Source organism: Streptomyces sp. NPDC006624, from assembly GCF_040611555.1.
Lineage (GTDB): Bacteria > Actinomycetota > Actinomycetes > Streptomycetales > Streptomycetaceae > Streptomyces.
This window is the reverse complement of the sequence record NZ_JBEXOM010000001.1, coordinates 213,815-233,173: the sequence shown is the minus strand read 5'-3', so window position 1 is coordinate 233,173 and position 19,359 is coordinate 213,815. Positions and strand designations below refer to the sequence as shown.

General features: G+C 73.5%; 18 protein-coding genes and 2 pseudogenes. 9 read left to right on the top strand and 11 right to left on the bottom strand.

What is annotated here, in order from left to right:
- Window positions 1–81 precede the first annotated feature (81 nt).
- Window positions 82–1,683: an MFS transporter gene (locus ABZY20_RS01065; protein WP_356434735.1), complete on the bottom strand. Its 1,602-nt coding sequence runs from the start codon at window positions 1,681–1,683 to the stop codon at window positions 82–84.
- Between the two features lie 212 nt (window positions 1,684–1,895).
- On the opposite strand from ABZY20_RS01065, the gene panB reads away from it, so the two are divergent.
- The 3 genes from panB to ABZY20_RS01050 all read left to right on the top strand — a co-directional run bounded on the left by panB (window position 1,896) and on the right by ABZY20_RS01050 (window position 4,753).
- Complete coding sequence (panB, locus tag ABZY20_RS01060) at window positions 1,896–2,771, top strand: 3-methyl-2-oxobutanoate hydroxymethyltransferase (RefSeq protein ID WP_356434732.1); 876 nt, start codon at window positions 1,896–1,898, stop codon at window positions 2,769–2,771.
- Window positions 2,772–2,903: 132 nt separating this feature from the next.
- Window positions 2,904–3,923 carry an ATP-binding cassette domain-containing protein gene (locus tag ABZY20_RS01055; protein WP_356434729.1) on the top strand — a complete coding sequence of 340 codons (1,020 nt, stop codon included), beginning with the start codon at window positions 2,904–2,906 and terminating at the stop codon, window positions 3,921–3,923.
- Window positions 3,920–4,753, top strand: a complete 834-nt coding sequence (locus ABZY20_RS01050) for an ABC transporter permease (protein WP_356434727.1) — start codon at window positions 3,920–3,922, stop codon at window positions 4,751–4,753. Before ABZY20_RS01055 ends, ABZY20_RS01050 begins: the two co-directional genes overlap by 4 nt.
- A gap of 20 nt (window positions 4,754–4,773) precedes the next feature.
- On the opposite strand, the gene ABZY20_RS01045 is transcribed toward ABZY20_RS01050, so the two are convergent.
- Together ABZY20_RS01045 and ABZY20_RS01040 are read right to left on the bottom strand one after the other, a co-directional pair.
- A complete protein-coding gene (locus ABZY20_RS01045) occupies window positions 4,774–8,061 on the bottom strand; it encodes a BTAD domain-containing putative transcriptional regulator (RefSeq protein WP_356434725.1) in 3,288 nt (1,095 codons plus the stop codon).
- Between the two features lie 636 nt (window positions 8,062–8,697).
- Window positions 8,698–9,453 carry a DUF6578 domain-containing protein gene (locus ABZY20_RS01040; RefSeq protein ID WP_356434723.1) on the bottom strand — a complete coding sequence of 252 codons (756 nt, stop codon included), beginning with the start codon at window positions 9,451–9,453 and terminating at the stop codon, window positions 8,698–8,700.
- Window positions 9,454–9,556: 103 nt separating this feature from the next.
- On the opposite strand from ABZY20_RS01040, the gene ABZY20_RS01035 reads away from it, so the two are divergent.
- Entirely contained in the window at window positions 9,557–10,357 is an 801-nt protein-coding gene (locus ABZY20_RS01035) for a site-2 protease family protein (RefSeq protein WP_356434721.1), read from the top strand.
- On the opposite strand, the pseudogene ABZY20_RS01030 reads toward ABZY20_RS01035, so the two are convergent.
- A pseudogene (locus ABZY20_RS01030) lies at window positions 10,347–10,587 on the bottom strand (hypothetical protein). The gene ABZY20_RS01035 and the pseudogene ABZY20_RS01030 overlap by 11 nt on opposite strands.
- A gap of 4 nt (window positions 10,588–10,591) precedes the next feature.
- Window positions 10,592–11,311 carry an NADPH-dependent F420 reductase gene (gene npdG / locus ABZY20_RS01025; protein WP_356434718.1) on the bottom strand — a complete coding sequence of 240 codons (720 nt, stop codon included), beginning with the start codon at window positions 11,309–11,311 and terminating at the stop codon, window positions 10,592–10,594.
- A 178-nt stretch (window positions 11,312–11,489) separates the two neighbouring features.
- On the opposite strand from npdG, the gene ABZY20_RS01020 reads away from it, so the two are divergent.
- On the top strand, window positions 11,490–12,092 hold the full coding sequence (locus tag ABZY20_RS01020) for a hypothetical protein (RefSeq protein ID WP_356434715.1): 603 nt from the start codon (window positions 11,490–11,492) through the stop codon (window positions 12,090–12,092).
- Between the two features lie 119 nt (window positions 12,093–12,211).
- Here the strand turns inward: ABZY20_RS01020 and ABZY20_RS01015 are convergent, their stop codons facing one another.
- A complete protein-coding gene (locus tag ABZY20_RS01015; protein ID WP_356434712.1) occupies window positions 12,212–12,442 on the bottom strand; it encodes a hypothetical protein in 231 nt (76 codons plus the stop codon).
- 58 nt (window positions 12,443–12,500) lie between these two features.
- On the opposite strand from ABZY20_RS01015, the gene map reads away from it, so the two are divergent.
- On the top strand, window positions 12,501–13,358 hold the full coding sequence (gene map / locus ABZY20_RS01010) for a type I methionyl aminopeptidase (RefSeq protein WP_356434709.1): 858 nt from the start codon (window positions 12,501–12,503) through the stop codon (window positions 13,356–13,358).
- A gap of 216 nt (window positions 13,359–13,574) precedes the next feature.
- On the opposite strand, the gene ABZY20_RS01005 is transcribed toward map, so the two are convergent.
- The 3 genes from ABZY20_RS01005 to ABZY20_RS00995 all read right to left on the bottom strand — a co-directional run bounded on the left by ABZY20_RS01005 (window position 13,575) and on the right by ABZY20_RS00995 (window position 15,240).
- Window positions 13,575–13,997: a hypothetical protein gene (locus ABZY20_RS01005; protein ID WP_356434706.1), complete on the bottom strand. Its 423-nt coding sequence runs from the start codon at window positions 13,995–13,997 to the stop codon at window positions 13,575–13,577.
- A 287-nt stretch (window positions 13,998–14,284) separates the two neighbouring features.
- Window positions 14,285–14,497: a hypothetical protein gene (locus ABZY20_RS01000; RefSeq protein WP_356434703.1), complete on the bottom strand. Its 213-nt coding sequence runs from the start codon at window positions 14,495–14,497 to the stop codon at window positions 14,285–14,287.
- Window positions 14,498–14,595: 98 nt separating this feature from the next.
- The gene (locus tag ABZY20_RS00995) at window positions 14,596–15,240 is read right to left on the bottom strand and encodes a PhzF family phenazine biosynthesis protein (RefSeq protein WP_356434700.1); all 645 of its coding nucleotides are present in this window, start codon (window positions 15,238–15,240) and stop codon (window positions 14,596–14,598) included.
- A gap of 72 nt (window positions 15,241–15,312) precedes the next feature.
- Between ABZY20_RS00995 and ABZY20_RS00990 the strand changes: the two are divergent.
- Both ABZY20_RS00990 and ABZY20_RS00985 read left to right on the top strand, forming a co-directional pair.
- Window positions 15,313–15,675: pseudogene (locus tag ABZY20_RS00990) on the top strand (FTR1 family protein); the annotation flags it as partial.
- A 184-nt stretch (window positions 15,676–15,859) separates the two neighbouring features.
- A complete protein-coding gene (locus tag ABZY20_RS00985) occupies window positions 15,860–16,852 on the top strand; it encodes a hypothetical protein (RefSeq protein ID WP_356434697.1) in 993 nt (330 codons plus the stop codon).
- A 42-nt stretch (window positions 16,853–16,894) separates the two neighbouring features.
- Here ABZY20_RS00985 and ABZY20_RS00980 read toward each other — a convergent pair whose 3' ends face one another.
- Entirely contained in the window at window positions 16,895–17,629 is a 735-nt protein-coding gene (locus ABZY20_RS00980) for a bifunctional DNA primase/polymerase (protein ID WP_356434694.1), read from the bottom strand.
- 210 nt (window positions 17,630–17,839) lie between these two features.
- On the opposite strand from ABZY20_RS00980, the gene ABZY20_RS00975 reads away from it, so the two are divergent.
- On the top strand, window positions 17,840–18,697 hold the full coding sequence (locus ABZY20_RS00975; protein WP_356434692.1) for a glycerophosphodiester phosphodiesterase: 858 nt from the start codon (window positions 17,840–17,842) through the stop codon (window positions 18,695–18,697).
- On the opposite strand, the gene ABZY20_RS00970 is transcribed toward ABZY20_RS00975, so the two are convergent.
- Entirely contained in the window at window positions 18,676–19,317 is a 642-nt protein-coding gene (locus ABZY20_RS00970; RefSeq protein WP_356434689.1) for a TetR/AcrR family transcriptional regulator, read from the bottom strand. The genes ABZY20_RS00975 and ABZY20_RS00970 overlap by 22 nt on opposite strands.
- Window positions 19,318–19,359: the final 42 nt, after the last annotated feature.

Genomic DNA, 19,359 nt, shown 5'->3' with positions numbered 1-19,359 from the left:
GTGTCCTTCCTGACCGGGGTGGTGCCGATTCTCCCGCAGGTCTACGACTTCTCCCGCAGGGCTACGACTTCTCCCGCAGGTCTACGACCGCGTGCCGGACAGCTCCTTGTCCTGCTCGCCCTCGTGAGGGGCGGGCTGGCGGCCGGGCAGGAACAGTGCCACGACGACCGCGCCGGCCAGCGCGACGCCCGCGCCCCACAGGGCGGTGACGTGCATCGCGTGCAGGAACGCGTCGTGGGCGGGGGCGATCAGGGCCCGGCCCTGGTCGCCGAGCCTCGCCGCGACGCCGAGGGTGGCCTCGATGGACTCGCCCGCGGTGTGCCGGAGGTCCGGCGGCAGCGGCGTGAGCCTGTCCTCGATCGCCGTGCGGTACGCGGCGGACAGCACCGAGCCGAGGACGGCGATGCCCAGGGCGCCGCCGACCTGGCGGAAGGTGTTGCTGAGCGCGGAGGCGGAGCCGGCCTTCTCGCGGGGCAGGGCCTGCATGATGACGACGCTGACGGGCGTCATGATGTGCGCCATGCCCGTGCCCATGAGGAAGAAGACGACCTCCAGGACCCAGATGGGCGTATCGGCGTCCAGGGTGGCGAAGGCGGCCAGCATCGCGGCGATGAGCAGCATGCCAGCGGTCGTGGTGGCGCGGTTGCCGAAGCGGTCGACCAGCAGCCGGGCGCGCGGCGCGAAGATCATCTGCGCGGCGGCCAGCGGCAGCATCAGCAGACCGGTCTCCAGCGGCGAGTAGCCGCGCACGCTCTGGGTGTAGAAGACGGAGAAGAACGTCACGCCCATCAGCGCGAAGAAGACCAGCGCGATGGCGGCGACGGCGGCCGAGAAGACCTTGTTCCTGAAGTACGTGACGTCGATGGACGGGTGGTCGCTGCGCTTCTCGAACACGACGAAGGCGACGAGCACGGCGAGACCGGCCCCGATGGTGGCCAGCACGGTGGCGTCGGTGAAGTCGGCCAGTTGGCCGCCCTTGATGATGCCGTAGACGAGCAGCACCAGTCCGGTGACCGACAGCACCACACCGACGGGGTCGACGCGGCCGGGGTCCGGGTCGCGGGAGTCGGGGACCAGCCAGAGCATCAGCGCGAGGGCGAGCAGCACGATCGGCACGTTGATCAGGAAGACCGAGCCCCACCAGAAGTGGTCGAGCAGCACACCGCCGGTGATGGGCCCGATGGCGATGGCGAGGCCGACCCCGCCGGCCCAGATGCCGATGGCCTTGGGCTGCTCCTCGCGCTCGAAGACGTGCATGAGGACGGCGAGGGTGGCGGGCATCACGAACGCGGCGCCCAGGCCCATCACGGCGCGGAAGGTGATCAGCTCGCCGGGCGAGCCGGAGAACGCGGCGAACGCCGAGCCGATGCCGAACACGGCGAGACCGCCGAGCAGCACCTTCTTGCGGCCCAGCCGGTCGCCGAGCAGCCCGGCGGTGAACAGCAGGCCGGCGAAGACGAGGGTGTAGGCGTTGATCGCCCACTCCAGCTCGCTCTGCGTGGCCCCCAGGCCGGTCGGGGCGGGGGTGGAGATCGTCTTGATGGCGACGTTCAGGATCGAGTTGTCCAGGACGACGATCAGCAGGCTCAGCATCAGCACGCCGAGGATCGCCCAGCGGCGCCGGTGCACCGCTTCCGGTATGCGGCGGCCGGTGGGGGCGGCGCCGTCGGCAGGTGTGGTCATGCCGTCGAGCCTAGGCGCATTCCGATACGAGACCGTCTCGTATCGGAATTCTCTTACCGAGCTTTTACGCGGGCCTCCACGAGGGCGCGTGCGGGGCACCCGGGCGGAACTCACAGGGGCTCCCCTAGCCCTCGGTGGCACGAGGTGCCACCATGGACGTGGTCCGGGGACGCCGTCAGGGCGCCTCGAGATGACGTGATAGGAGCCGTGCCATGACGCAGCTTCCGGCTGCCCAGACTGCTCAGGGAAAGCCCTCCGACGGCGGCAAGACGCTGTACGGGGGCAAGGGCACCCGCCGCATCACCGTTCGCGACATCGCCGCCGCCAAGGAGCGCGGCGAGAAGTGGCCCATGCTCACCGCCTACGACGCGATGACCGCGTCCGTCTTCGACGAGGCCGGGATCCCGGTCATGCTCGTCGGCGACTCGGCGGGCAACTGCCACCTCGGGTACGAGACGACCGTACCCGTCACCCTCGACGAGATGACCATGCTGTCGGCGGCGGTCGTACGGGGCACCTCGCGCGCCCTGATCGTCGGCGACCTGCCCTTCGGCTCCTACCAGGAGGGTCCGGTGCAGGCGCTGCGCTCGGCGACCCGGCTGGTGAAGGAGGCGGGCGTGCAGGCCGTGAAGCTGGAGGGGGGCGAGCGGTCGCACGAGCAGATCAGGCTGCTCGTCGAGTCCGGCATCCCGGTCATGGCGCACATCGGGCTGACCCCGCAGTCCGTCAACGCGATGGGCTACCGCGTGCAGGGCCGGGGCGAGGAGGCCGCCCAGCAGCTGCTGCGGGACGCCAAGGCCGTGCAGGACGCGGGCGCGTTCGCGGTGGTCCTGGAGCTGGTCCCGGCGGAGCTCGCGGCCGAGGTGACGCGGGTGCTGCACATCCCGACGGTGGGTATCGGGGCGGGCCCCGACACCGACGCGCAGGTGCTGGTGTGGACCGACATGCTGGGCCTGACCGGCGGGCGCGTGCCGAAGTTCGTCAAGCGGTACGCGAACCTGCGTGAGGTCATGGGCGACGCGGTGAAGGCGTTCGCCGACGAGGTCGCCGGCGGAACGTTCCCGCAGGAGGAGCACTCCGTGCACTGAGCCACTGCCGCACCACCACGGACGGCCCGCCGATCTTCCCCCGTCGGCGGGCCGTTCGCCTGCCCGGGCACCGACGGAGGCTGTCGGCGGTCTGTCGGCGATGTGTCGGCGCGGGCTGAGACGGTCGGTGGCATGACGCGAATCGACACAGAAGCCGGCGGCGCCGCTGTCACCGTGCGGGGGCTGGTGAAGCACTACGGGGAGACCAAGGCGCTGGACGGGGTCGACCTGGAGGTGCGGGAGGGCACCGTGATGGGGGTGCTCGGGCCGAACGGGGCCGGGAAGACCACCCTGGTGCGGATCCTGACGACGCTGCTGCGCCCCGACGCGGGGCGGGCGACCGTGGCCGGGTACGACGTCGTACGGCAGCCGCGGCAGCTGCGGCGGGTGATAGGGCTCACCGGGCAGTACGCCTCCGTCGACGAGAAGCTGCCCGGCTGGGAGAACCTGTACATGATCGGGCGGCTGCTCGACCTGCCCCGCAAGGAGGCACGCGCGCGGGCCGGCGAACTGCTGGAGCGGTTCTCCCTGACGGAGGCCGCGAAGCGGCCCGTGAGCACCTACTCCGGCGGGATGCGGCGGCGGCTCGACCTGGCCGCCTCGATGATCGGGCGGCCCGCCGTCCTCTTCCTCGACGAGCCGACCACCGGCCTCGACCCCCGCACCCGCAACGAGGTGTGGGACGAGGTGAAGGCCATGGTCGGGGACGGCGTGACCGTGCTGCTGACCACGCAGTACATGGAGGAGGCCGAGCAGCTCGCCTCCGAGCTGACCGTCGTGGACCAGGGCCGCGTGGTCGCGGGCGGGCGCATCGAGCAGCTCAAGGCCAAGGTCGGCGGCCGGACTCTGAGGATCCGGCCGGCCGACGCCCTGCGGCTGCGCCCGCTCGCCCGGTACCTCGACGGCCTGGGCATCACCGGGCTCGCGACCACCACCGTGGACGGCGCCTCCGGCACCCTGCTCGTGCCGATCCTCAGCGACGAGCAACTGACCGCCGTCGTGGGGGCCGTCATGGCCCAAGGCGTCACGCTCGCCTCCGTCACCACCGAACTGCCCAGCCTGGACGAGGTGTTCCTGTCCCTCACCGGCCACCGCGCCAGTGCCCCGCAGGACACCGCGCCCGCCGAAGACCTTCAGGAGGCCGCCGTATGAGCGCCGTCACCGCCCCCGCAGCGCCCGCGGCCCCCGCGGCCCGCGCGGACGCCCGGATCACGCTGCGCGGCCATCTGCGCCACACCGGCGCACTCGTGCGCCGCAACCTGCTGTGGATCCGCCAGGACCCGGAGTCGATGGCCGACGCGCTGCTGATGCCGGTCGTCTTCACCCTGCTGTTCGTGTTCGTCTTCGGCGGCTCGATCGGGCAGGCGCTGGGCGGCGGGCAGGACCAGTACGTGCAGTACGTGATCCCCGGCATGATCGCGATGATGAGCATGACGCTGTGCCAGGGCGTCGGCACGGGCTTCTGCCAGGACTTCGACTCCGGTGTCATGGACCGTTTCCGGTCCCTGCCGATCGGGCGCGGCTCGGTGCTGTTCGCGAAGATCTTCGTGGAGCTGCTGCGGATGCTGTTCGCGACGGCGGTGCTGATGGTCGTCGCCGTCGCGGTCGGGTTCGAGATCACCGACTGGCCGGGACTGCTCGCCACCGTGGCGCTGTCCACCGCGTTCGCCTCGTCGATCATGTGGGTGTTCCTCACCCTGGGCGTGGTCATGAAGAGCGCGCAGTCCGTGCAGGCGATGGGCTTCCTGGTGCTGTTCCCGCTGCAGTTCGGCTCGTCGATCTTCGCGCCGACGACGTCGATGCCGGGCTGGCTGGAGGCCTTCACCGACTACAACCCGCTCTCCACGCTCGCGGACGCCGCGCGCGGTCTGATGGTGGGCGGTCCGGTCGCGCAGGACCTGTGGGTGACGCTCGGCTGGTCGGTGGCGATCACGGCCGTGATGGCCCCTGTGGCGATCCACAAGTTCCGCACAAAGAGCTGACCGGACGGGCCGGCCGCGCGTCAGACCAGGCCGGCGGCCTCCTCGGGGGAGAGGCCGCCGCCCTGCGCGTACGCCGTGTCGTAGTCCCGGTCGCCGAGCACCTCCCGGGCCCGGCGCTCGGCCCTCTCGCGGGCCAGGCGTTCCTGCCGCTGGGGGAAGTGGCCGGGCGGCAGCGAGGCGTCGGCGGCGCCCAGGCAGCGGGCCGCGTCCGCGGCGCGCCGCCCGCCGTCGACATGGCCCAGGGCCCCGGCGCCGACGGTCAGGTACACCGCGCGCATATGGGGCGCGATGGCCGTCGACAGCGGGTCGCGGGCCCGCTCCAGCGCCTTGCGGACGAGGTCCAGGCACTGCTCGTACCGTCCGTCCTCCGCCTCCAGCCAGGCCTCCGCGCCGAGGATGAACGCGTCGAAGACGACGAAGTGGGCGATCCGGAAGTCCTGCCGCAGCCGCCGCAGTTGCTCCCGGGCCTCGGCGGTGCGGCCGGTCATGCCGAGCCAGCCGGACAGGAAGAGCCGGGCGGCCGGCATGGCCTCGTTGTGCGAGTTGTCGCGCCGGGCGATCACCTCGCGCAGCAGCCGCTCGCCGCGCTCCCCCTCCCCCGCCTCCAGCAGCGTGCTGCCGAGCCGGGCGCTGAGCACGGCAGCCTGGGCGCGGGCGCCGAGGTGTTCGGCGTGCTTGATGGCCGCCTCGTAGTCGGCGGCGGCCAGGGCGTGGTCGCCCTTGCGTTCGCGGGCCTCGGCGCGGGCGGAGAGCGCCTCGGCGGTGCCCCAGGCGTCTCCTAGGCGGCGGTAGATCTCCAGTGACTCGTCGGCGTCGCGGGCCGCGTCACCGGCCCAGTCGAAGCGGTTGGCGAGGAAGTTGGCCCGCATCTGCAGACCCGAGGCCAGTTCCCACTCGAAGCCGGGGGTGTCACGGCAGGTGCGGATGGAGGCGTCCATGATGACCCGCAGCCGCTCCATGTCGCCGGTGAGCATCACCGCGAAGAACCAGAGCAGTCCGGGCAGGCGGCAGTTCTGCGGGAGGCCGGGCTCGTAGGTCCGGGCGATGGTCCGCAGCTTCTGCTGCGACTGCGGGGTCTGCCACGCCTCCAACTCGGTGTCCATGCAGGCGAGGTGGGCCAGATGGATGCCGCGCCGGGCCTCCAGGAGGACCTCGCCGGCCATCGGGGGCGGGGCGTCGGTGCAGCGCTGCCACACCGGGGCGGCGGGGCGGACGGGCTCGGTGAAGGGGTCGGGGCCGAGGGCCATCACCTCGCGGCACCAGTTGCGGGCCTCGACGCGCAGGTCGCGCATCTGCCAGTACCAGACGAGGGACAGCGCGAGGCACAGCGCCTCCTGCTCGTCGCGCAGGGCGACGGCGTGGCGCAGGGCGGTGCGCAGGTTCTCGTACTCGCGCTCCAGCCGGCGGATGGCGTCGAGCTGGCCGGGGCCGCGCAACAATGGGTCGGTGGTGCGGGCGAGTTCGCGGTAGTACGTGAGGTGGGCGCGCTCGGCGGCGGCGCGCTGCCCGGCCTCGTCCAGCCGTTCGGCGGCGTACTCGGCGACGGTCTCCAGCAGCCGGTAGCGCATCCCCTCGTCGCCCGCTTCGCCGGGCGGGGCGGCCACGACCAGGGAGCGGTCGACGAGCGAGCCGAGCGCCTCCAGGGCGACCGGCCCGCACACGGCCTCGGCGGCGGCGAGGTCGCAGCCGCCGGCGAACACCGAGAGCCGCCGCAGGACGTCCCGTTCGTCCTCGTCGAGCAGGTCCCAGGACCAGTCGACGACGGCTCTGAGGGTCTGCTGGCGGGGCAGGACGGTGCGGCTGCCGGAGGTGAGGAGGCGGAAGCGGTCGTCGAGCCGGTCGGCGATCTGGCGGGGCGTGAGCATCCGCAGCCGGGCGGCGGCCAGTTCGATGGCCAGGGGCAGGCCGTCCAGGCGGCGGCAGATCTCGGCGCACGCCTCCGGGTCGTCCTCGATCCGGAAGCCGGGCCGGGCCACCGCGCCCCGGTCGGCGAGCAGCCGCAGCGCGACCGGCTCGGGCAGCGGCTCCACCGGGCGCAGCAACTCCCCCGGTACACCGAGGGGTTCGCGGCTGGTGGCGAGGACGGTCAGGCCCGGGCAGCGCGCCAGCAGTTCCTCGGCGAGCCGGGCGGCGGCCTCGGCGACGTGCTCGCAGTTGTCGAGGATGAGCAGCATGCCGGGGCGGGAGCAGTGCTCGGCGAGGCGTTCGACGGGGTCGTCGAGCCGGTCCCCGACGGCGGCCCGGATGCCCTCGGCACCGGCGCCGTACAGCACGGTCTCACGGGCGCCGACGGCGGTGAGGACGGCCTCCGGCACGGCGTCGGGGTCGTCGACCGGGGCGAGTTCGGCCAGCCAGACGCCCCCGGGCAGGGTGGACCGGACGGTCTCGGCGGCTTCCTGTGACAGCCGGGTCTTGCCGGCGCCGCCGGGCCCGAGCAGGGTGACCAGGCGGGCCGCCGCGAGGTCGCGGCGGAGGGTCTCGATGTCGCGCTCGCGGCCGATGAAGGAGGTGAGGCGGGCGCGGAGGTTGCCCGGGGCGGGGGCGGGGCGGAGGCGGGGAGGGCGGGCGCCGTCCGTCTCCGGCGCCTTCAGCAACCGAGCGTGCAGGGCGCGCAGTTCGGCACCCGGGTCGGTGCCCAGGCGGTCCGCGAGGAGCCGGCGGACGTCGTCGTAGGCGGCGAGCGCCTCGGCAGTGCGGCCCGCGTCGTGCAGGGCGCGCAGGCGCAGCGCCTGCAGGGGTTCGTCCAGCGGGCGGCTGTCGCACAGCGCGGTCAGTTCCGGCAGGGACTGCTCGGCCTGGCCGAGGTCGAGGGCGGCGGTGTGGCGGGCGCGCAGCACGTCCAGGCGCCGGGTGTCGCAGCGGGCCGCCTCCGCGGTGCGGTCGGGCAGGTCGGCCAGGGCCGGGCCGCGCCACAGGGCGAGGGCGTCGTCGAGCACCACGGCGGCCTTGGCGGGGTCGCCGTCGGCCAGGGCCCGCAGCCCCTCGCCGGCCAGCCGCTCGAAGCGGTGCAGGTCGACGTCGTCGGGCGCGGCGGCGAGGCGGTAACCGCCCTCGGCGGAGGCCACGGCGTCCGCCCCCAGGGCGCGGCGCAGCCGCCCGACCAGAGCCTGCAGCGCGCCGGTGGCGTCGGCGGGCGGCTCCCCGCCCCACACCTCCTCGACGAGCAGCCCGACGGGCACGGTCCGCCCCACGCGCAGGGCCAGCACGGTCAGCAGCGCACGAAGCCGCGCCCCGCCGACGGTGACGACCGTGCCGTCGGGGCGGAGCGCCTGGGTGGTACCGAGGATGCGATAGCGCACGGGGTCCATTGTCTCCGGTGATACGAGGGCGGGTCACGGCGGTTGACGGCGCGGCGGGCACGGGGCGGGCGTCCGGGGCCCGTCCGCGGCTGCGCCGCCGGGGCCCGAAGGGCCTCCGGGCGAGGCGCCGATCGGTTTTGGTTCTCGGGTGAGGTCATGTCCGGCTGGGGCTGCCGAGCGGGGCACGCCCGGCTCGGGCCGCCGGTCGGGGGCACGTCCGGCTCCGGTCGTCCGGCAGAGTCACGTCCCACTCGGGTGCCCCGCCGGGGCGGCGGGCCGCCGACCGGTTCCGGTTCCCTGGCGGGGCGATGCCCGGCTCGCGCTGCCGGACGGGCTGATGCCCGACTCGGGCAACCCGGAGGGATCACGTCCCACTCGGGCCGCCCGGCAGGATCACGCCCGGCTCGGGTGCCCCGCCGGGGCGGGGCTCGGCTCACGTCCCCTGGCGGCGTGACGGACGGGTCCCGGGCACTCCACCGGGCGACGACCCGGCTCATGGTCCAGGCACTCCACCCACCGGGCGACGACCGGCTCATGGTCCAGGCATTCCACCCACCGGGCGACGACCGGCTCATGGTCCAGGCACTCCACCCACCGGGCGACGACCGGCTCATGGTCCAGGCACTCCACCGGGCGACGGCCGGCTCATGGTCCCCGCCGGCGCGACGACCGGCCCGCGTTCACCGGCCGGGGCGCCTCACCCGGCCCCCGCGGGCCCCCCGAGCGTCCCCGCTCCGCGCCCGGCGCGGCCCCCCGGCGGGAAGTGCCCCGGGCCTCGTGAGCAGCGGGCGACGGGCCGGAGTCCGTGCCCGGCACCTCCAGGGTCACCAGGACCCCCGCCTCCCTCCAGCGCCGTCCCCGGTGCGTCTCGCCGGCGTCGGCGAACCACTTCGGGCACCGGTCCACCGGTCGCAGCCGGTGCTGCCCCTGCACCGGCTCCCACACCCGGGAGCCCGGCGCGGTCTCGGCGTAGGCCTGGGTCAGCACCTGTACGGTCCGCACCCGGCCGGCGGTCTCGGGCCAGGCCGCGCCGTGCCGCTCGACGCGCAGCAGGCCGGCGGAGCGGATCCGGCCGCCCGGCTCCCGGCCGCGGTCCCCGTGGTCGACAGCGAGGGCGTCGGTATCGAGGGCGTCGACATCGGAGTCGTCGGCATCCGGGTCGTCGGCATCGGGGGCACCGCCCAGGGCCACCACCAGCCCCGTCCCCCCGCGCAGCAGGCGGACGCCGCCCACCTCCTCCACCGGTCCGGCCAGCTCGGTGAGCAGGTCGTGCGGGCCGCCGCCGAGCAGCGGGTCGGGTGCCTGGAGCAGCAGGGGCCAGCCGACCTCGTCCCCCACCCCGAACGGCGTGCCGCAGCACTCCATCTGCCAGTCCTCGTAGAACACGTGCCAGAGCCCCATGCGCCCACCCTTCACGGAACCGGCCGCCCGCGCGAGACGTTTTCCCTCCGCGCCCGGTACCGTCGGGCCGTCCCATCGCGTGTTCGAGAGTCCGGGGAGTTCCATGACCACCGTCACCAGCCGCCACAGCGAGCGGCGGATCAGTCCCGTGTTCATCGGGATCCTGGCCGTGACGGCGGTCACGGGGTGGGCGACCTGGACCGGGTTCGCCGAGCAGCCCGGCGTCGCCGTGTTCCTGTTCGTGACGGCGGCCTGGATCGTCTCGCTGTGCCTGCACGAGTACGCGCACGCGCGCACCGCCCTGCACAGCGGGGACATCTCGGTCGGCGCCAAGGGCTATCTGACGCTGAACCCGCTGAAGTACACGCACGCGCTGCTCAGCATCGTGCTGCCGGTGCTCTTCGTGATCATGGGCGGCATCGGTCTGCCCGGCGGCGCGGTGTTCATCGAGCACGGGCGGATCCGCGGGCGCTGGAAGCACAGCCTGATCTCGGCGGCCGGCCCGCTGACGAACGTGCTGTTCGCCGTCGTCTGCACGGCCCCGTTCTGGCTGGACGCGCTGGAGGGCGTGCCGAGCGACTTCCGTTTCGCGCTGGCGTTCCTGGCGCTGCTGCAGGTGACGGCCGCCCTGCTGAACTCCCTGCCGATCCCGGGCCTGGACGGCTACGGGGTGATCGAGCCGTGGCTGTCGTACGGCGTCCGGCGGCAGGTGGAGCCGTTCGCGCCGTTCGGCCTGCTGTTCGTGTTCGCGCTGCTGTGGCTGCCGACGGTGAACGGCGTGTTCTTCGACGTGGTCGACTCGCTGCTGAAGTCGCTCGGCATCAGTGACTTCGAGACCTACTGCGGTCAGGAGCTGTTCCGCTTCTGGCAGGGCTCGAACGAGCTGTGCTCGGTCAGCCCGTGACCGACTTCCGGGCCCTGGCGCGCTTCACGTAGTACCAGGTCATGTTCGACGACAGTCCGGCGAGCAGCACCCAGACGATCCCCAGCCAGCTGCCCTCCACGAAGGAGACCACGGCCGCGGCCACGGACAGGACGCAGACGATCAGGGCGTAGAGGGCGAGGCGGGGCATGTCGGTCGGCTCCTGTCGGGGGACACTGCGGGGCACTGCTGATGCCTCCAGTGTCCCCCATGCGGTCATACGTCCGTGACGCGGAGCCCCGCGTGCGCCTTGTAGCGCCGGTTCACGGAGATCAGGTTCGCCACCAGCGACTCCACCTGGTGGGCGTTGCGCAGCCGCCCGGCGAAGATGCCGCGCATGCCGGGGATGCGCCCGGCGAGGGCCTGCACGATCTCGACGTCGGCGCGGGCCTCGCCGAGCACCATCACGTCGGTGTCGATCTCGTCGATCTCCGGGTCCTGGAGCAGCACCGCCGACAGGTGGTGGAAGGCGGCCGTGACCCGGGAGCCGGGCAGCAGGGCGGCGGCCTGCTCGGCGGCGCTGCCCTCCTCCGGCTTGAGCGCGTAGGCGCCCTTCTTGTCGAAGCCGAGCGGGTTGACGCAGTCGACGACGAGCTTGCCCGCCAGTTCCTCGCGCAGCGACTCCAGGGTCTTGCCGTGGCCGTCCCAGGGCACGGCGACGATCACGATGTCGCTGCGGCGCGCGGTCTCGGCGTTGTCGGCGCCCTCGACACCGTGCCCGATCTCCTCGGCGGCGGCCCGGGCGCGGTCGGCCGCCCGCGAGCCGATGATCACCTTCTGGCCGGCCTTGGCGAGCCGGTAGGCGAGGCCCTTGCCCTGCGGCCCGGTCCCGCCGAGCACCCCGACGACCAGTCCGGAGACGTCGGGCAGGTCCCAGGGGTCCTTGGCGGGGGCCTTCTGGGCGTTGTCGGTGGCAGCACTGTCGGTAGAGGTCATGGCCCCGACTCTACGGCCGTGCCACCTGCCCTCCCGGCTCAGGTCGCCTCCCTGTGCGCCGACGGCGCTCCCCCGCTCGTTCGAGGCCGGAACGGGTGACCGGCCGCTCTCCCCGGGCCGGGCGAATGCGGGCCGGACCGCGCGTGACGGGCGGCCCGTCGGGGCAGGATGCGGCCCCATGGATGCGGTACGGGTGGCGCTGCTGCGGGAAGTGCTCGCCGGGACGGAGTGGCTGGGGGCGACGCGGCGGTTCGCCGGGGCGCTGCGGGGCTCGGTGGTCTCGCACGGGGGCGGGCTGCTGCTCGTCGGCACACCGGAGTACGAGCCGTGGCACCTCGCCGCGCACCTGGTGGACGAGGCCGCGTGGTCCGGGACGCCGGAGCTGGCCCCGACCCTGGTCCGGCATGACGCGCGCCCCTCGGACCCGGCGCACCTGGCGGTCGGGCTGGGGCGGCTGGAGGCGGCCCGGCGGGGCGAGACACTGCTGGTGGTGTCGCCCGAGAGGCCTGCCGCCCCCCTCCTCGAACGAGTGTCCGACGCCCGGCGGTCCGGGGCGACGGTCCTGGCGCTCGGCCCGGACCGGGGGGAACTGCCGGCCATGTCCCACGAGTGCCTGGCGGTCCCCGACGGTTCGGAACTGGACCTGGACACGGTGCAGCACCTGGTCAGCGCGGCGGCCGGCGAGAACGCGCTCCCGACCCCGCGCGGGCGGCGCCGGCTCCGGGACCGGGTGGCACGGCTCGCCGAGCACCTGACGGCCCCGCCGCCGGCCCGCTGGTGACGGCGGGAGGCGAACCCTCATGACCGCGCACTCACGTCGGTGCGCCACTGCGCGACCGCGCGACCGTCATGAGGGACGCCCGGGACGGCGTCGCCGCCGGCCCCGGGCGTCCGCTCGGGTCACTTCTCCTCGCGGCCGCCCGCCGGGGCGTCGTGCCACTTGGGGTCGTTCTCCCACTGGAGGTTGCGTTCGCGGGCGGTCTCCATCGCGTGCTCGGCCTCGGTGCGGCTCGCGTACGGGCCGAAGCGGTCCTTGCCCGGGCAGTCCGGGCCCTCCTCGACCTTCTTGTGCTCCAGGCAGTAGTACCACTCGCCCGGCTTGCCGACCGTCCGCTTCTTGAACAGGGCCATGACCAGCTCCTCTCGCCATCGACATGTTCCCCCGTGGCCGCTGGTTAGACTCGCTGGCATGTCTGGCCAGTCGCTGCTCGTCCCGGGGGAGCTGTCCCCCACCCGTCCCGTGCCCGGAAACATCCGTCGCCCCGAGTACGTCGGCAAGCCCGCGCCGACGCCGTACACCGGACCGGAGGTGCAGACGCCCGAGACGATCGAGGCGATGCGGCGCGCCGGCCGGATCGCCGCGCGGGCGATGGCGGAGGCGGCGAAGCTGATCGCCCCCGGCGTCACCACGGACGAGCTCGACAAGGTCGCGCACGAGTACATGTGCGACCACGGCGCCTACCCCTCGACGCTCGGCTACCGCGGCTTCCCCAAGTCCCTGTGCACCAGCGTCAACGAGGTGATCTGCCACGGCATCCCGGACTCCACGGTCCTGCGCGACGGCGACATCGTCAACCTCGACGTCACGGCGTACATCGGCGGCGTCCACGGCGACAACAACGCCACGTACCTCGTGGGCGAGGTCGACGAGGAGTCGCGGCTGCTGGTGGAGCGCACCCGGGAGGCCCTGAACCGGGCGATCAAGGCGGTCAAGCCGGGCCGGCAGATCAACGTCATCGGCCGCGTCATCGAGTCGTACGCCAAGCGCTTCGGCTACGGCGTCGTCCGGGACTTCACGGGTCACGGCATCAACTCGTCGTTCCACTCGGGCCTGATCATCCCGCACTACGACAGCCCGCACGCGACGACGGTCATCCAGCCGGGGATGACGTTCACGATCGAGCCGATGCTGACGCTCGGGACGCACGAGTACGACATGTGGGACGACGGCTGGACGGTCGTGACGAAGGACCGCAAGCGGACGGCCCAGTTCGAGCACACGCTGGTGGTGACGGACTCCGGCGCGGAGATCCTCACACTGCCCTGACGCCCTCGCTGACGCGTGGCATCGACCGGCCCGCTCCCCTCGGGGGGCGGGCCGTTGCTCTGCGGCGAAACCGAACGGGGAGACGGAGTCCGGGTCTTGCCGACCTCGCGCAGGGCAGCCGTAGCGGCAGGGGGCCGGCTCAGGCCATGCGGTCGGAAAGGTCGGGGGCCGGTGCGGGATTCCTCCCGTACCGGCCCCTGCCGCGCAACGTCGGCCTCAGCGCGCGAACGTGCAGTGAAAGCCCTCGTCCGGATCCCCGACCGACCAGTGCAGCTTGAGTTTCCCGCCGTCGTGCACGTAGTCGAGCGAGTACAGGCTCCGCTCCCCGTCGAGGTCGAGGGTCGGCGGTGCGACGCCCTTCCTGCCGGGGTACAGCGACCAGGTGCCGCGACCGGAGGTGCGTTCCGGTTCGGCCTCACGGCTCGCGAGGCGGATCGGGAAGCCGGTGAAACGGAACGTGCGGTCGGCGGCGATCTCGATCGTCGCGCCGCAGGAGGCGCGCCAGCCGCCGATCACCTGCCGTTCGGTCACACGCGGCGGCGCACTCTGCGCGCACGCACTCGCCAGGGCGAGACAGGCCACGGCGGCGGCGAGGCGCACGAGCCTGCCACCGCGCACCGCTGGTCCGCCGTCGAACACGGGGCCGCTCCGTTCCCTGGAAGATGAGGCCGAGTACCAGCAGCAGGCCGAGCGCGACGCTGATGACGGTGCCGATGATGCCGCCGCCTCGGCCTCCCAGGAGCCCGGAAAGGCCGCTGTGTCATGGGCGACGAGGTCCTTCGGCAGTTCGTGATGCTATCCACGAACCCGCGGCCGAGCGAATGGCCGTGACGGTGGGGGGCCTTCCTGCCGACACGGACCGGGGCCCCCTCGCACACGGCGAGGGGGCCCCGGTCCGGCTCGGCGGGGCGTCGGCCCCGTGCCGCTCAGATGTCGAACGGGCCGTTGTGGCAGACCGCGCCGCCCCACTCGATCTCGGCGGTCTCGGCCTCGAGCTCACCGAAGTACGGGCTGCACGCCACGTGGTGGCCGTGGCGGTGGTCCCGGTCGTCGTCTTCTCCGGCGGCGGCCGTCGCCGCACCGGCAGCGGACACGGCGACGGTCAGGGCGGCAACGGCCAGAGCGGATCGAATGCGCATGGGGTTCCTCTCGCGATGGTGCTCGGTCAGGGCCAGAGGTCCCCGTTCGGTACCGCGCGCACACGCTGTTCCACCCGTACGGGCGCGCGCCGCCCGGGTCAGCGTTCCAGGTGGACCCGGCCGCCGACCTCGGTCCAGCCGCCCGGCTGGGGCGCGGTGAGGATCTGGGAGCCCGCGCCCTGGGTGATGTTCAGGGCCCGGCCCAGGCGGTCGGTGAGCAGCAGGGCCGCGGCGCCGGTGGCCTCGTCCTCGTCGAAGCCGTCGTCCCGGCCGGGGAAGGCCCGGGCCCGGACCCGCCCGGCGGGCTCGTCCTCCCACGCCCAGGCGTACACCCACTCCCCCGGCGGCGGCACGGCCAGGTCGTCGACCTCGGCGGCGCTGCCGTACTGCCGCAGCGTGCGCGGCGGCACCCAGTCCGCCCGCGCCTCGATCCAGCAGAACTCCCCGTCCTGCCGGGCCCCGGCCACCCCGGCGGGGGTGACCAGCTCGGGCACGTCGAGCAGCCAGGCGGTGCCGACGCAGGGGTGCCCGGCGAAGGGCAGCCGCAGGGTCGGCGTGTAGATGTCGATCACGCCCCGCTCGGGGTCGTCGACGAACACGGTCTCGCTGAAGCCGAGCTTCGCGGCGAACGCCTGCCGCTCCTCCTGCCCGGGCATCACGGACCCCTCGCGCACGACGCCGAGTTCGTTGCCGTAGCCGCCGTTCGGCCCGCAGAAGACGCGGAGCACGTCGTAGTCAGTCACGGGGGCATTCAAACACCGTGCGCGGGGGTGCCGTGGTCCCGGTCCGGAGGACGGTCCGGAGGACGCCTGCTGACGGCGGTCCTGCTGGGCTGGCTGTTCTACCGGGGTGCCCTGCGCATCGACCTGGCGCGCTTCTTCACCTGGACCGGCGCCATGCTGGTCGTGGTCGCGGCCGGTGTCCTGGCGTACGGCTTCCACGACCTGCAGGAGGCCGGCTTCCTGCCCGGCCTGGGCGAGAAGGCCTTCGACATCTCCGAGACGATCCCGCTGGCCAGCTGGTACGGCACGCTCCTCAAGGGCGTCTTCGACTTCCAGCCCGACCCGACGGTCCTCCAGGTCGCCGTATGGGCGCTGTACTTGGTCCCGACCCTGGCCCTGTTCTTCCGGCCGGGCAGGACGGCGCCCGCGCCCACGCCCCTACGCGAGAAGGTGTGACACCCGGCCCGGCGGTACGCGCGCGGTCCCGCCCCAGCACCACAAGGCGCGACGCGCACCCCGCACACGCCGCACGGGCCGCCGCGGGCCCCCCACTAGCATCCGCACCCCCACCCACCCCGGCTCAACCACCGTGCGCACCCGGTAGGGTTCGCCTCCGGAAAGGGGAAGGTGAAGGAACCCGATGAGCAGGGATCGCGACCCTCGAACGCTCCGCCGGTCCGCCCGGAGCGCCCTCATATCGGCCTCGGTGACCGCGATGTCACTGACCGCCGGCGGATGCGTCGTCGTGCACGGCGAACGGGAGGTCCTCCCGTCCACCACCCGCGCCGAAGCCGCCAAGGCCCTCCAGCAGTTCACGACCGCGTACAACGAGGCCGACGCGGCCTACGACAGCGCTCTGGACGCCGAGCACACCACCGGCGCCCTCGCCGACATCGACGCCGCCCGGCTCAAGGCCGGCAAGGCCAACAACCCGGACGGCAACCCGAACCACACCCCCCTGGAACTGACGGACGCGAAGTTCACGATCCCGAAGAAGGCCGGCTGGCCCCGCTGGTTCCTCGTCGACGCGGCCGGCAACAAGGGCGGTACCGCACGCTGGCTCCTGGTCTTCACCCGCAGCAGCCTCGACGACCCCTTCCAGGTCGCCTACCTGACGCTCGTCGCCCCGGGCAAGGTGCCCGAGTTCAAGAAGGACGCGGACGGCTGGGCCGAATCCGTCCCCGTGGGCGCGGCCGGCCTCGCCGCCGACCCCGGCACGCTGAGCCGTGACTACGCCACGTACCTCAAGGACGGCGGCGAGACCTTCACCGCGGGTCCCCACACCACGCAGTGGCGCGCCCTGCGCCAGAAGAACGCCAAGAGGCCGGGTCTGGTCACCCAGTACATCGACGAGCCGCTGACGAACGGCGACTACGCGCCGCTGGCGCTGCGCACGGCGGACGGCGGGGCGCTGGTGTTCTTCACCACGCGGCACTACGAGAAGCAGACGGCCCACACGGGCACGTCGGTCCCCGCCCCCAACAAGGACGTGCGGGCCCTGACGAAGGGCGAGATCAAGCAGTCCCTGACGATGGAGTTCGTCTCCAACGAGGTGGCGCTCAACCCGAAGGGGCCGGGCAAGGTCGAGGTCCTGGGCAGGATCCAGGGCCTGACGTCCGCCAAGGGGTCGTGACCGCGGGGAGCCGGCGGGACGGGGTGTCCGCGGGGACGGGGCTCAGTGCCGCAGGGGCCAGCCCGCACCCGCGTGGCCGGCGTCCTCCCCGGCGTACCGGGTGCAGACCTCGGTGAGCACCTCCAGCAGGCTCAGCGGGTCCGGCAAGGCGTGCTCGGGCCCGCGCACCCACCGCACCGCCTGGCCGTCGCCGGGCAGCCGGGCCGGCGGTACGAGGACGTAGGAGCCACGGCAGTGCCAGCGCAGCCCGGGGTGCTCGTCCATGGTCTCGGGGTGGCAGTCCAGCTCGCAGGGCCACCACTCGTCCTCGTCCTCGGGCGTGCCGCGGGTGAGGGTGAAGAACAGCATGCGGCCGTCGTCGCTCTCGGCGACGGGCCCGACCTCGACACCCTCGGCGAGCAGCCGCTCCAACGCGACGCGACCGGCGTCGAGGGGCACGTCGAGGACGTCGTGCACCATGCCGGTCGCGGTGATGAAGTTGGCCTGCGGCTGGTGGCGGGCCCAGCGCTCGATCTGGCCGCGGTCGGTCGTGGACTGCGTCTGCCAGGCGAAGGACACCGGGTGCCGGGCCGGGGTGGGACAGCCGACGCGGTCGCAGGAGCAGCGGTAGCCGGAGGGATGCGCGGCGGGCGCGAGCGGCAGTCCCGCGTCGGCGGCGGCGAGCAGCAGGGCCTCACGGCCGCCGTCACCGGCGGCCTCCTCCGGCCGGCGCCCGGCGCGCAGCCACTGGGTGAGTTTGCCCCGCAGACCGCTCCGGCCGCCGAACTCCGCGCTCATCTATCCCCTCGCCTCGCCGTCGTGCGGAACAGCATGCCCTATGGTCGCATCTTCCCGCGCACCGGGGGGCCAGAGCCCACATCCGGGGCAGGACGGCCGAGACACGTACCGGTGGGGCGAGGCATATGCCAGCGGGACGGGGTGTACTCGATCCCGTGATCCGGTGTCATTGACCGCTTTGGCGGGACATGGCGCCCTACCGTGTTCGCCATGGTCACAAGGATCGCGCTGACGGGCCTGGCCACCGCGGCTTCCGTGGCTTCCCTGGCCCTCGCGGGCGCCGCCGGCCGCGCCCCGGCTCCGCTGGAGTGGGGTACGGGCCCCCTGACCGTGGCGGCGCTCCCCCGGATCACCTACGTCGCCCATCGCGGCGGCGCCCGCGAGGTGCCGGAGAACAGCATGGCGGGGCTGATGGCGGCCTACCGGCGCGGTACGGCGCAGGTGCTGGACTTCGACACCCGGCTGCTGCGCGACGGCACGCCGGTGGTGTTCCACGACGAGACCCTGAACCGCACGACCTACCTGGGCGGCGCGGTGCGCGGTCTGGGCGCCCGGGAGTGGCAGGGGGTGCGGCTGCGCCCGAAGGACGCGCTGCCCGGCAGCTGGCGCTCGGAGCGGCCGCCGACGGTCGCCGAGGTGCTGGATCGTTTCGGCGGGCGGATCGTGCTGATGCTGGAGGCGAAGGACCCGCGCGGCCTGGACCGGCTGGCCGCACTGATCCGGGCCCGGGGCCTGACCCGCTCGGTCTTCGTGAACTCCAACGACCCGGAGGTGGCCCGGCGCGCGCACCGCCTCGGCCTGCTCAGCCAGTTGTGGCGCTCGGCAAAGCAGCTGCGCACGGACCGGCCGGAGCGCTGGCGGGCGTACGTCGATCTGCTGGACGTGGACCACCGGGCGCGGGACGCCGACCTGGTGCGGGCGGTGCGGTCGGGGATCCCGCGGGTGTGGGCGCACACGGTGGTGACGGACGCGCAGCGGGACCGGGTGCTCGCGCTGGGCTGCGACGGGGTCATCACGGACGCGCCGGGCCGCCTCGCCCGGGCCGCTCAGCGCGGGGCGAGGCCGTGAAGGGCGTAGTCGACGAGGGTGTCGGTGTACTCGTGGGAGATCGGGCCGGTGTGCTGCAGCCAGCGCTGGGCGAGCGGGGAGACGAAGAGTTCCAGGGCGATGCGCAGGTCGAGGCCGGCGCGGATCTGCCCGGCGTCCTGCGCGGCGCGCAGCCGGTCCATGTACAGGTCGAGTGAGGGCTGCAGCAGCTTGACCACGAACGCGCGCCCGAGCTGCTCGTCGACGACGCCCTCGGCGGCGAGCGCACGGGAGGGCGCCTCGAAGCGGGGGTCTTGGAGTTCGTCGACGGTGGCGCGCAGCACGGTCTTGAGGTCGGCGGCGACGTCCCCGGTGTCCGGGAAGGCGTACGGCGCGGACCCGGCCTCCCGCGCGGCCTGTTCGCCCAGATCGAGGAAGGCCTCCATCAGGACGTCCGCCTTCGAGGACCACCAGCGGTAGATCGTCTGCTTCCCGACGCCGGCGCGGGCGGCGATGCCCTCGATGGTGGTCCTCGGGTAGCCGGCCTCCACGACGAGCGCGAGGGCGGCGTCGTAGATGGCGCGGCGGGACTTCTCGCTGCGCCGGGTGGCGTCGGGGGCGGTCTTGGCGGGGGTGGTCCTGGGGGACTTCCGGTCGGGCATGGTGCGAATTTATCAGGTTGACAAGACGGTGCGTCTCGCAGA